Source organism: Bacteroides intestinalis DSM 17393, from assembly GCF_000172175.1.
Lineage (GTDB): Bacteria > Bacteroidota > Bacteroidia > Bacteroidales > Bacteroidaceae > Bacteroides > Bacteroides intestinalis.
In genome coordinates, this window is sequence record NZ_ABJL02000008.1 from 2,710,907 (window position 1) to 2,722,843 (window position 11,937).

The window sequence follows — 11,937 nt, forward strand, 5'->3', positions numbered from 1 at the left end:
AAAATAATCTTTAAATGCCATGAAAAAAGTACTTTTCTTCTTTTTCTTTCTTACAGTATGGAGCCTTTATTCAGAGGCGCAAGTTGCTAATGGGGACAAACATCGGCTGATTGTAACCACCGATTTAGGGGGAACTGATCCGGATGATATCCAGTCAATGATACACTTGTTATTATGCTCAAATGCAATCGACATTGAGGGATTAATCAGTTCGCAAGTATGGATGGACGACCCGGATAAAACAGCTAAAATTTCAAAAGTAGTAGAACAGTTTGGAGAAGTTCTTCCTCGCTTGAATAAACATGCGGAAGGATATCCCAATTTAAATCAACTGCGGGCAATTATTAAACGAGGGCAACCTTCCTCTAATATGACCGGAGTAGGTCAAGGTAAAGATTCTCCGGGATCAGAACTGATAATCTCGGTAATTGATAAGAAAAAGGATCAACGCCCCGTATGGCTTGCAGCTTGGGGTGGAATGAATACGATAGCACAAGCTTTATGGAAAGTGAAGCATACACGCAGTGAGAAAGATCTTAAGAAATTTACTGCAAAAATCCGTATATATGATGTCTTGGGACAAGATGACGCCGGAGCCTGGATAGCCAAGAACTTCCCGGAAATAGTATATATCAGGAATAAAGAAGTATATGGTTGGGGTCCCTCCGATCAATGGATTAAACAGAATATTCAAAGTCATCAACCATTAGGCAAGCACTACCCTAACAGGATTTGGGCAGCAGAAGGTGACTCTCCTTCTTTCTTTTACGTATACGCTAATGGTCTGAACGTGCCCGACTCACTTGAATATGGAGGATGGGGCGGCCGTTTCTCCAATCAAAAGACGAGCGGCATACGAGGCATGGATTTTATAGTGCGCAGCGGAAAAGATGAAACACAATATGACCCTTATTACATGCATGGAAGCTGCAAAGAGGGCTGTGCCGCCATCAACAAATGGCAGCAGCACATTTGGAATAATTTTGCAGCACGTATGTTGTGGACTACAACCGATGATTATAAAGCGGTGAATCACCATCCGCATGCAGTGCTTGATGGAGACCGTTCGCTGAAATGTATCTTTAAGAAGGTAAAAGCCGGAAATTCCATGTTTTTAGATGCCAGCGGTTCAACTGATCCTGATGGTAACAAGCTGATATACAAGTGGAGTATTTATACCGAACCTAGCAGTTACAAAGGTGAAGTAAAAATAGAAGGGGATAATGCGGAAAAATGCAAAGTGCATATTCCTGCTGATGCTGCGGGCAAAAACATACATATCATTCTAGAATTGACGGATGAAGCAACTCCGGCACTTACAGTTTATAGACGAGTAGTGCTAAAAATAAGTTAGAAATGCCCTCCGCTACGGATTAATAAATAAAAAGGAATAAAAAAGTTTGAGGTAGTCTTGGAGAATCGTTACTTTTGCATCGAAAAAGAAAATAAGTATTTTAAAATCAATCGTAAGGAAAAAAATGGCTGAATCGAACTTTGTTGACTACGTAAAGATATATTGCCGCTCCGGGAAGGGCGGACGAGGCTCTACGCACATGAGGCGTGAGAAATACATACCCAATGGCGGCCCCGACGGAGGTGACGGAGGACGAGGAGGTCACATCATCCTGCGCGGTAACCGTAACTATTGGACGCTGTTGCATTTGCGCTACGACCGCCATGCACTGGCCGGACATGGAGAATCCGGTTCCAAGAACCGCAGTTTCGGTAAGGACGGAGAAGATAAGATTATTGAAGTTCCCTGTGGTACAGTGGTATACAATGCCGAAACAGGTGAATATATCTGTGACGTCACCGAGCATGGACAGGAAGTAGTCCTGCTGAAAGGCGGACGTGGCGGACTGGGTAACTGGCACTTCAAGACAGCCACCCGTCAGGCACCCCGCTTTGCACAACCAGGTGAACCGATGCAGGAAATGACAGTAATCATGGAGCTGAAACTCTTGGCAGACGTAGGTCTGGTAGGCTTCCCGAATGCCGGAAAATCGACTTTGCTTGCTTCCGTATCTGCCGCCAAGCCCAAGATAGCCAACTATCCATTCACCACATTGGAACCCAATCTGGGTATTGTTTCTTACCGTGACAGCAAGTCGTTTGTCATGGCGGACATTCCCGGTATCATTGAAGGAGCCAGTGCCGGAAAAGGGTTGGGATTGCGCTTTCTGCGGCACATCGAGCGTAACTCTCTGTTGCTCTTCATGGTGCCTGCCGATAGCGACGATATCCGGAAGGAATATGAAATCCTGTTGAATGAACTGAGCACTTTCAATCCTGAAATGCTGGACAAGCAACGGGTACTTGCCATCACCAAGAGCGATATGCTCGATCAGGAATTGATGGACGAAATAGAGCCTACACTCCCTGCAAACGTTCCGCATGTATTCATTTCTTCCATTACCGGCATGGGGCTTTCCGTGTTGAAAGACATTCTTTGGGAAGAGTTGAATAAGGATAGCAACAAAATAGAAGCTATTGTTCACCGTCCGAAGGATGTAAACAAACTCCAGCAAGAGTTGAAAGACATGGGTGAGGATGAAGACCTCAGCTATGAATATGTGGAAGACGATGAGGACGTGGAAGACCTGGAAGACTTTGAGTATGAGGAAGAAGACTGGGAGGATGACAAGCAATGATTGCTTTGACAGAAGATAAACGAATGTTGGGATACGGGGTTATGACACCGTACTCCAACATTTTTTGTTTCGCAACTACCCGCCGGGGAGGTTTCAGCAAAGGAGATTATGCCTCTTTCAACTGTACGCCTTACACGGGAGATGATGCGGAATCTGTCCGTCGCAATCAGGAATTACTCTGTAACTCCATGCCTCAACAGCCTAAAGAATTAGTCATTCCGTTCCAAACACATGGTACAAAGGTGGAGGTGATTGATGAAAAGTATCTCAATGCCACATCTGACGAGCGCACGGCCACGCTGCAAGGAGTGGATGCACTAATCACCAAGGAACCGGGTTGCTGCATTTGTATTTCTACGGCTGACTGTATTCCTATCCTGTTGTATGACCGCAAGAACCAAGTAGTAGCCGCCGCCCATGCGGGTTGGCGGGGAACGGTGAATTACATAGCCGGACACACTCTCGACAGGATGCGGGCGCTCTATGGAACCGATGGAAAAGATGTTATCGCTTGTATCGGTCCCGGCATATCCTTACCTTCTTTTGAAGTAGGCGAAGAAGTGTACGAAGCTTTCCGCATGAACGGTTTTGCAATGGATTATATATCAGAATGGAAACCGGAAACACATAAGTATCATATCGACCTGTGGGCTGCAAACCGGATGCAGTTGCTCGACTTCGGTGTACCCGGCGAACAAATAGAAACATCAGGTATTTGCACCTATATGAGGCATGAAGAATTTTTCTCGGCAAGACGGCTGGGGATTAAATCAGGACGTATACTATCGGGAATTATGATAGTAGACACAAAACCATATTAATATGAAGAATATTTTGTCCAAAGGGCAGCTATCGATTCTCATTGTATTGGGAATTTTGATTCTTGACCAAGTCATAAAGATCGAAGTTAAAACGAATATGTTTTATAATGAAAGCATTCATATCACAGATTGGTTTTACCTCCGCTTTATAGAAAATCCCGGTATGGCTTTCGGTATGCAGATAGTGCCTAAAGCCATTCAGACTATTGCCCGCACAATATTTGCTATCGCAATTGGATGGTATATCGTCATACTTATTAAAGCTAAATATAAGCGTGGTTATATTGCATGTGTTTCGTTGATACTGGCAGGAGCTATCGGGAATATCATCGACAGCATATTCTATGGCGTTATTTTCAGTAAGAGTACACCCACAAAGATTTCTACTTTCGTACCTATAGGGGAAGGATATACCAGTTGGCTGCATGGAAAAGTGGTCGATATGTTCTACTTTCCTCTTTTTGAGTTTAACTGGCCAAGCTGGATGCCATTTATAGGAGGGGACAATTTCGTATTCTTCAGTCCGGTATTCAATTTAGCGGATGCTGCCATCAGTTGCGGAGTGATTATCTTATTTTTGTTTTACATGAAAAGTTTAAATAGTAGTTTTAGTTTATGTACCAGATCACCGTATCAGAAGAAATAAAGAATGCCTGCCCCATCTTCAAAGGTGCAGCCGTCTATGCAGAAGTTACCAATACAGCCTTTTGCGAAGGGCTTTGGGAAGAGATCAATACTTTCACCCGGGAACTGACTTCCACTACCCAGCCGGAGGACGTCAAACTGCAACCCGCCATTGCAGCTACCCGGGAGGCTTATAAACGTTGCGGCAAAGACCCCAGCCGTTACCGTCCTTCTGCCGAAGCCTTACGACGCCGTCTGATGCGTGGAATTGCCCTTTACCAAATAGATACATTGGTTGACCTGATTAATCTGGTATCCCTACGCACCGGTTATTCCATCGGTGGTTTCGATGCGGACAAGATACAGGGCACTGACCTCAAACTGGGAGTTGGACGCGCCGAAGAACCATTCGAAGGTATCGGACGGGGTGTGCTGAACATCGAAGGACTTCCGGTCTATCGCGATGCCGTAGGCGGTATCGGTACTCCTACCAGCGACAACGAACGTACTAAAATGGATTTAGGCACCCAGCATATCCTTGCCATCGTCAATGGTTACAGCGGACAGGAAGGTCTGCGGGAAGCTGCCGAGATGATACAGGAATTACTGAAAAAATACACTTCCTCAAATGGAGGAGAAATTATCTATTTTGAATGACGAGAAGGACCTTTAATCATGAACATATTCTTTCTGCTGCTGTCATTCGCACTGGCTTATACTCCGCCTGAAAAGAAACCTAGCTTCTCACAAATGGAAATCAATCATATCCGGGTTACTACACCGGGGCTTTTCGATAACGAAAAATTGTTAGAATTGCATCTGGAGCAAATACCTGACACCGCTTATTGCTTTCCGCTTCCCGGAGGAAAAGTGATTTCTCCTTACGGACGTGGTGGTGGCCGTCACTCGGGTATTGATATCAAAACTTGCGCCAAAGACACGATACGCAGTGCTTTCGATGGCATTGTACGTATGTCGAAGCCTTACAGTGCTTACGGCAACGTAATCGTTGTGCGCCATTCTTCGGGATTGGAAACGATATACAGCCATAATTTTAAGAATCTTGTTCAGAGCGGTGACGCCGTTAAGGCCGGACAACCCATTGCACTGACCGGACGTACCGGACGTGCCAGCACCGAACATCTTCATTTTGAAACCCGCATCAACGGACAGCATTTCAACCCCAATCTCATTTTCGATTTCAAAAAAAGAACACTCCGTAAAGAGTGTATTCACTGCACCAAGAATGGAAAAGGCGTCATCGTGAAGCCTGCAACAAAAAAAACAGCCGGAACCAGCTAAGTATCCAAACGTTTCACTAAATTTGCAACTGTTTTACCTATAAAACGACATGAACTTATAAACAATTCAATGATAGAAAAACTGATTGTTCTTGAGGATATCGACCCGGTTATCTTTTACGGTGTGAATAACGCCAATATGCAGTTGATAAAAGCTTTGTACCCCAAACTGCGCATTGTTGCACGCGGCAATGTCATCAAAGTGTTGGGAGATGAAGAAGAGATGTGCGCATTCGAAGAAAACATTACCAAACTGGAAAAATACTGCGCCGAATACAACTCATTGAAAGAAGAGGTGATCATCGACATCATCAAAGGAAATGCACCGCAAGCAGAAAAGTCGGGTAACGTCATCGTATTCAGCGTGACAGGCAAACCGATCATCCCCCGCAGTGAAAATCAGCTTAAACTGGTAGAAGGTTTTGCCAAGAACGACATGGTATTTGCCATAGGTCCTGCCGGTTCGGGAAAGACGTATACTGCCATTGCCCTTGCCGTACGTGCCCTCAAAAATAAAGAGATCAAGAAAATCATCCTCAGTCGCCCCGCCGTGGAAGCCGGTGAGAAGCTTGGATTCCTGCCCGGTGACATGAAGGATAAGATAGACCCGTATCTGCAACCGTTGTATGATGCCTTGCAGGATATGATTCCGGCTGCCAAGCTGAAAGAATACATGGAACTGAACATCATTCAGATTGCTCCTCTCGCCTTTATGCGCGGACGAACGTTGAATGATGCAGTTGTCATTCTGGATGAAGCGCAGAATACCACTACCCAGCAGATCAAGATGTTCCTCACCCGCATGGGTATGAACACCAAGATGATCGTAACGGGAGATATGACACAGATCGACCTGCCCTCTTCCCAGACTTCGGGACTGGTACAGGCACTCCGCATCCTGAAAGGTGTGAAAGGCATCAGCTTCGTGGAACTGAACAAGAAAGATATTGTGCGTCACCAATTGGTAACCCGCATTGTAGATGCCTACGAGAAGTTCGAAGCAGCTACAAGAGACAAGCTACGAGCTACAAGCAAGGGGACAGCAATAAGCAGTGAAAAGAAAATAATATAAATGGGAGAAATTAGGACGCATAAAGATTTAAAAATTACATTATATAACTTCTGAAGAATATGCTGATAGTTCGAATGCCCTAAATGAAATAATAAGAATGACTTGTGGTCTAATAAACTCATTAAAAATAAACAATACGAGTGCAGCCTCTTGTAGCTTGTAGCTCGTAGCTAAAGAACTGTAATATGAAAGCATTAACAAAAACTGATTTCAATTTTCCGGGACAAAAAAGTGTGTACCACGGAAAAGTACGCGATGTTTATAACATCAATGGTGAAAAGCTGGTTATGGTAGCAACCGACCGTATCTCCGCATTCGACGTTGTTTTGCCGAAAGGTATTCCTTTCAAAGGACAAATGCTGAATCAGATTGCAGCCAAGTTCCTGGATGCGACTACTGATATCTGTCCCAACTGGAAGACAGCTACACCCGACCCGATGGTAACGGTAGGTGTGATGTGCGAAGGTTTCCCCATCGAAATGATTGTACGCGGTTATCTTTGCGGTAGCGCATGGCGTGCTTACAAGAGTGGTGTACGCGAAATCTGTGGTGTGAAGTTGCCCGAAGGAATGAAGGAAAACCAGAAGTTCCCCGAACCCATCATCACCCCGACTACGAAAGCTGAAATCGGTGAACATGACGCAGACATTTCAAAAGAAGAAATCCTTGCTAAAGGTCTGGCTACTCCCGAAGAATATGCCGTATTGGAAAAATACACCATGGCACTCTTCAAAAGAGGAACCGAGATCGCAGCAGAACGTGGTCTGATTCTGGTAGATACGAAGTATGAATTCGGTAAGCACAACGGTACTATTTACCTGATGGACGAAATCCATACACCGGACTCCAGCCGCTACTTCTACTCTGAAGGTTATCAGGAACGCTTTGAAAAAGGCGAAGCACAGAAACAACTTTCTAAAGAATTCGTTCGCGAATGGTTGATGGACAATAGTTTCCAAGGCAAGGCAGGACAACAAGTTCCAGAAATGACAGACGAAATCGTAGCATCCATCAGTGAGCGTTACATTGAACTGTACGAGCACATCACCGGAGAGCAATTCGTGAAGGAAGATACCAGCAACATTGCTTCACGCATTGAGAAGAACGTAACGGAATACTTAAACAAGTGATAAACGGTTAGTATGGATTATCCCCAGGAACATATCAAACCCTACGGTGAGGACGGAAAAAAGAGTGAACAGGTAGAAGAAATGTTCGACAACATTGCTCCTGCTTATGATAAGCTGAACCATACCCTTTCATTAGGCATCGACCGCAGTTGGCGCCGGAAAGCGATCAATTGGTTAAAGCCTTTCCAACCAAAGTGCATCATGGACGTAGCCACCGGTACAGGTGACTTTGCCATTCTTGCCTGCCGCGAGTTGCAGCCTGACGAACTGATAGGCACCGACATCTCAGAGGGAATGATGGACGTGGGACGTAATAAAGTAAAACAGGCGCACCTCTCGGACAAAATATCCTTTGCCCGGGAGGACTGCACCTCTCTCTCATTTGCCGATGACACGTTCGATGCTGTAACCGTAGCATTCGGTATCCGCAACTTCGAAGGGTTGGACAAAGGGTTGGCGGAAATGTGCCGCGTGCTGAAAACCGGAGGACATCTCGTCATTCTGGAACTCTCCACACCGGACCGTTTTCCAATGAAACAACTTTTCACCATCTACTCCAAAGTAGTCATCCCCCTGCTCGGCAAATGCCTGTCAAAAGACAATAGTGCTTACACCTACCTGCCCCAAAGCATCCGTGCTTTCCCGCAAGGCGAAGTGATGCAAAAAGTTATTCGCAAAGCAGGTTTCAGTCAGGTTAATTTCCGCAGACTGACATTCGGTATATGCACTCTTTATACTGCGACTAAATAGAATGATAGGATGGTAAGATGATAACATGTTAAGATTCAATGTTATCATCCTACCATCCCACCATTTTACCATTACTATATTATTGACATAGCACACTAAGAGAATTATGCAGAAATACGGTTTAATAGGCTATCCGCTGAGACATTCGTTTTCCATCGGATATTTCAATGAAAAGTTCAAATCGGAGAATATCGACGCCGAATATGTAAACTTTGAGATACCCAACATCAATGACTTTATGGAAGTCATAGAGGAAAATCCCAACCTCTGCGGACTTAATGTGACCATTCCGTACAAAGAACAGGTCATCCCCTTTCTTGACGAACTGGACAAAGATACCGCAAAGATCGGCGCAGTGAACGTCATCAAAATCATCCGCCAGCCGAAGGGAAAAGTAAAACTTGTCGGCTATAACTCGGATATCATAGGATTTACACAGTCCATTGAACCTTTACTGCAACCCCATCACAAGAAGGCGCTGATTCTGGGTACAGGCGGTGCATCCAAAGCCGTCTATCGCGGACTGGCCAATCTGGGCATCGAAAGCGTATTCGTATCGCGTACGAAAAAGGAATCGTCTCACCTCACTTATGACGAACTGACACCGGAGATTATGCAGGAATATACTATTATCGTAAACTGTACACCCGTAGGCATGTACCCTAAGGTGGATTTCTGTCCGGATATTCCTTATGATCAATTAACTCCCAACCATTTACTCTACGATTTGTTATATAATCCCAATGAAACCCTTTTCATGAAAAAGGGAGAGGCTCACGGCGCCGTTACTAAAAACGGACTGGAAATGCTGTTATTGCAAGCATTTGCCGCATGGGAAATATGGGACAAATAGAGTGAAAGGAAGGAAAGATGAAGAAAGGTATCAAGTACAGTCTACTCGGACTGTTAGCAGTTATCGTTATTGCCCTCACGGGTGCGAGTTTCTACATGCTCGGCTACTCGCTGAGACCAGAGCACAACAAAGGGAAAGATATTCCCGGCTCCTACGAGTATATGCTCAGCGAGTATCCGCAAATCAAGCCTTGGATAGATAGTTTGCAAACTGTCGGTGCTTTACGGGATACCTTTATTATCAACCCTGACGGGGTGCAACTGCATGCCATTTACGCAGCCGCCCCCGAACCTACCCACAAAACAGCCGTCATCGTGCATGGTTATACGGACGATTGCATCCGCATGCTGATGATAGGTTACCTTTACAACAAAGATTTAAAGTATAACATTCTGTTGCCCGACCTGCAGAATCAGGGATTAAGCGGAGGCCCTGCCATTCAAATGGGTTGGAAAGACCGGCTGGACGTATTGCGCTGGATGGACATTGCCAACGATATTTACGGCGGAAATACCCAGATGGTAGTACATGGCATCTCTATGGGTGCCGCCACCACTATGATGGTATCCGGTGAGCCTCAACAACCTTTTGTGAAATGTTTTGTGGAAGATTGCGGTTATACCAGCGTCTGGGATGAATTCTCCTACGAGTTGAAGGGACAGTTCGGGTTGCCTCCTTTCCCGTTGATGTACACCACCAGCTGGCTGTGCAACGCGAAATACGGCTGGAACTTCAAGGAAGCTTCTTCGCTGAATCAGGTCAGGAAATGCAAACTGCCGATGTTCTTCATTCATGGCGATGCAGATACATACGTACCCACCTGGATGGTATATCCCCTCTACGAGGCAAAATCGGAACCTAAAGAATTGTGGCTTGCCCCCGGTGCCACACACGCCATGTCCTACAAGGATCACCCGGAGGAATACACCGAACGTGTGAAGAATTTTGTAGGAAAATACATCTATTGATGTGATTTTTCCTATATTCGCCACACAAATACATTAGTATGAAAAGATTAATCTCCATAAGTTTATTCCTATGCCTGCTGCTATCCATGCAGGCACAGAAGGTCTATACTACAGACAATATCCCCAAAGTACATCTTCAGAACAAAATGCGCTATGTCTGCAATCCGGACGGCATCCTCTCTCAGGCTGCCTGCGACAGCATCGACCGTATGTTGTATGCATTGGAACAACAGACCGGCATTGAGACAGTAGTTGCCGTGGTTCCGTCTATCGGCAATGATGATTGCTTTGACTTTGCGCACCGCCTGCTCAATGAATGGGGTGTAGGAAAGAAAGGAAAGAATAATGGTCTGGTCATTCTTCTGGTGACCGACCAGCGCTGCATCCAGTTCTATACAGGTTATGGACTGGAAGGAGATCTGCCCGATGCCATCTGTAAACGTATCCAGACGCGCGACATGATTCCTTATCTGAAAGATGGTAACTGGGATGCAGGTATGGTTGCCGGTATGCGTGCCGTATGCGGCAGACTGGACGGTAGCATGGTGAATGATACAGATGATGAAGAAGACATTTCCTTCTTCGGCATTCTGGCAGCAGTTATCGGATTCTTTGTTGTTGCCGGAGGAATCGGTTGGATGGCGGCACGTGCCGCAAGCAAATGCCCCAACTGCGGACAGCACAAATTGCAACGCACCAGCAGTAAAGTGATTTCCCGAATCAACGGAGTAAAAACGGAAGATGTTACCTACACTTGCCGCAACTGCGGACACAAGATAGTACGCCGCAAACAGTCGTATGATGAAAACTATCGCGGAGGTGGCGGAGGAGGTCCGGTTATCTTCGGTGGTGGCGGAGGCTTCGGCGGCGGAGGCGGTGGCTTCAGCGGAGGCAGCTTCGGTGGAGGTATGGGAGGTGGCGGAGGTGCCGGTTCCCGATTCTGAGAGTTGAAACTCTCAGAGTGACAAGATACGGGTTACAAGCTACAAGTGCCTTTCGGTATCACAGCGCAGCAACTCGTAGCTTGTAGCTCGTAACTTGCAGCTAATTAATAATAATCATTTAATAAAAGAAAAGTATGAAGAAATCAACTATTATCATTCTTGTTGTTTTAGCTCTCCTCGTCATTTGGGGTGTTACTGGTTATAACGGACTAGTAACTATGGATGAAAACGTAAGCGGACAATGGTCAAACGTTGAAACACAATATCAACGCCGTGCCGACTTGATTCCGAATCTGGTTAGTACGGTAAAAGGATACGCTTCTCATGAAAAAGAAACTCTGGAGGGTGTAGTAGAGGCTCGCAGCCAGGCTACTCAAATTAAAGTAGATGTTAATGATCTGACTCCGGAAAAGTTGGCTGAATACCAGAAAGCTCAAGGTGCGGTAACTTCTGCATTGGGTAAGTTGCTTGCCATTACTGAGAATTACCCCGACCTGAAAGCAAACCAGAATTTCCTGGAACTGCAAGCTCAATTGGAAGGTACTGAAAACCGTATCAACGTGGCACGTACCAACTTCAACAATGCAGCAAAGAACTTCAATACTGCCATCCGCCGCTTCCCGAAGAACATTCTTGCAAGTCTGTTCGGTTTCGAAAAGCGTGCTTACTTTGAAGCTTCCGAAGGAGCTGAAACAGCACCGCAGGTACAGTTCTAAATAAGTATATTCCCACCGTAACAAACGGTTCTATAAAAAACAAATACCCCTTCCACCCTGGAAACTCGAATAGATCGGAGTTTCCGATGGGTGGAAGGGGTACTTTC

General features: G+C 45.5%; 13 protein-coding genes. All 13 read left to right on the forward strand.

All coding sequences use genetic code 11. From position 1 onward, the window contains the following. Positions 1–19 precede the first annotated feature (19 nt). The 13 genes from BACINT_RS20335 to BACINT_RS20395 all read left to right on the forward strand — a co-directional run bounded on the left by BACINT_RS20335 (position 20) and on the right by BACINT_RS20395 (position 11,830). The gene (locus tag BACINT_RS20335) at positions 20–1,354 is read left to right on the forward strand and encodes a DUF1593 domain-containing protein (protein WP_007666708.1); all 1,335 of its coding nucleotides are present in this window, start codon (positions 20–22) and stop codon (positions 1,352–1,354) included. 124 nt (positions 1,355–1,478) lie between these two features. Beyond that, complete coding sequence (gene obgE, locus BACINT_RS20340; RefSeq protein WP_007666710.1) at positions 1,479–2,651, forward strand: GTPase ObgE; 1,173 nt, start codon at positions 1,479–1,481, stop codon at positions 2,649–2,651. Then, positions 2,648–3,472: a peptidoglycan editing factor PgeF gene (gene pgeF, locus BACINT_RS20345; protein ID WP_007666714.1), complete on the forward strand. Its 825-nt coding sequence runs from the start codon at positions 2,648–2,650 to the stop codon at positions 3,470–3,472. Before obgE ends, pgeF begins: the two co-directional genes overlap by 4 nt. Position 3,473: 1 nt before the next feature. Beyond that, positions 3,474–4,118 carry a lipoprotein signal peptidase gene (locus BACINT_RS20350; RefSeq protein WP_007666736.1) on the forward strand — a complete coding sequence of 215 codons (645 nt, stop codon included), beginning with the start codon at positions 3,474–3,476 and terminating at the stop codon, positions 4,116–4,118. Then, positions 4,088–4,753, forward strand: a complete 666-nt coding sequence (locus tag BACINT_RS20355; RefSeq protein ID WP_007666739.1) for a B3/B4 domain-containing protein — start codon at positions 4,088–4,090, stop codon at positions 4,751–4,753. Before BACINT_RS20350 ends, BACINT_RS20355 begins: the two co-directional genes overlap by 31 nt. 15 nt (positions 4,754–4,768) lie before the next feature. Next, positions 4,769–5,398, forward strand: coding sequence for a M23 family metallopeptidase (locus tag BACINT_RS20360; RefSeq protein WP_394330159.1), 630 nt, complete (start codon positions 4,769–4,771; stop codon positions 5,396–5,398). Between the two features lie 69 nt (positions 5,399–5,467). Further along, positions 5,468–6,469: a PhoH family protein gene (locus BACINT_RS20365; RefSeq protein WP_007666742.1), complete on the forward strand. Its 1,002-nt coding sequence runs from the start codon at positions 5,468–5,470 to the stop codon at positions 6,467–6,469. Between the two features lie 185 nt (positions 6,470–6,654). After that, positions 6,655–7,599, forward strand: coding sequence for a phosphoribosylaminoimidazolesuccinocarboxamide synthase (locus BACINT_RS20370; protein WP_007666744.1), 945 nt, complete (start codon positions 6,655–6,657; stop codon positions 7,597–7,599). 12 nt (positions 7,600–7,611) lie between these two features. After that, a complete protein-coding gene (gene ubiE, locus BACINT_RS20375) occupies positions 7,612–8,349 on the forward strand; it encodes a bifunctional demethylmenaquinone methyltransferase/2-methoxy-6-polyprenyl-1,4-benzoquinol methylase UbiE (RefSeq protein WP_007666747.1) in 738 nt (245 codons plus the stop codon). A 106-nt stretch (positions 8,350–8,455) separates the two neighbouring features. Further along, positions 8,456–9,202, forward strand: coding sequence for a shikimate dehydrogenase family protein (locus BACINT_RS20380; RefSeq protein ID WP_007666750.1), 747 nt, complete (start codon positions 8,456–8,458; stop codon positions 9,200–9,202). 17 nt (positions 9,203–9,219) lie between these two features. After that, a complete protein-coding gene (locus BACINT_RS20385) occupies positions 9,220–10,170 on the forward strand; it encodes an alpha/beta hydrolase (RefSeq protein WP_007666754.1) in 951 nt (316 codons plus the stop codon). Positions 10,171–10,208: 38 nt separating this feature from the next. Continuing rightward, on the forward strand, positions 10,209–11,114 hold the full coding sequence (locus BACINT_RS20390; protein WP_044155138.1) for a TPM domain-containing protein: 906 nt from the start codon (positions 10,209–10,211) through the stop codon (positions 11,112–11,114). Positions 11,115–11,248: 134 nt separating this feature from the next. After that, on the forward strand, positions 11,249–11,830 hold the full coding sequence (locus BACINT_RS20395) for a LemA family protein (RefSeq protein WP_007666766.1): 582 nt from the start codon (positions 11,249–11,251) through the stop codon (positions 11,828–11,830). Positions 11,831–11,937: the final 107 nt, after the last annotated feature.

Excerpts from the sequence above, each read along its gene's own strand:
- BACINT_RS20335 (WP_007666708.1), top strand. The coding sequence starts at position 20 with ATGAAAAAAGTACTTTTCTTCTTTTTCTTTCTTACAGTATGGAGCCTT.
- obgE (WP_007666710.1), top strand. The coding sequence starts at position 1,479 with ATGGCTGAATCGAACTTTGTTGACTACGTAAAGATATATTGCCGCTCC.
- pgeF (WP_007666714.1), top strand. The coding sequence starts at position 2,648 with ATGATTGCTTTGACAGAAGATAAACGAATGTTGGGATACGGGGTTATG.
- BACINT_RS20350 (WP_007666736.1), top strand. The coding sequence starts at position 3,474 with ATGAAGAATATTTTGTCCAAAGGGCAGCTATCGATTCTCATTGTATTG.
- BACINT_RS20355 (WP_007666739.1), top strand. The coding sequence starts at position 4,088 with ATGTACCAGATCACCGTATCAGAAGAAATAAAGAATGCCTGCCCCATC.
- BACINT_RS20365 (WP_007666742.1), top strand. The coding sequence starts at position 5,468 with ATGATAGAAAAACTGATTGTTCTTGAGGATATCGACCCGGTTATCTTT.
- BACINT_RS20370 (WP_007666744.1), top strand. The coding sequence starts at position 6,655 with ATGAAAGCATTAACAAAAACTGATTTCAATTTTCCGGGACAAAAAAGT.
- ubiE (WP_007666747.1), top strand. The coding sequence starts at position 7,612 with ATGGATTATCCCCAGGAACATATCAAACCCTACGGTGAGGACGGAAAA.
- BACINT_RS20380 (WP_007666750.1), top strand. The coding sequence starts at position 8,456 with ATGCAGAAATACGGTTTAATAGGCTATCCGCTGAGACATTCGTTTTCC.
- BACINT_RS20385 (WP_007666754.1), top strand. The coding sequence starts at position 9,220 with ATGAAGAAAGGTATCAAGTACAGTCTACTCGGACTGTTAGCAGTTATC.
- BACINT_RS20390 (WP_044155138.1), top strand. The coding sequence starts at position 10,209 with ATGAAAAGATTAATCTCCATAAGTTTATTCCTATGCCTGCTGCTATCC.
- BACINT_RS20395 (WP_007666766.1), top strand. The coding sequence starts at position 11,249 with ATGAAGAAATCAACTATTATCATTCTTGTTGTTTTAGCTCTCCTCGTC.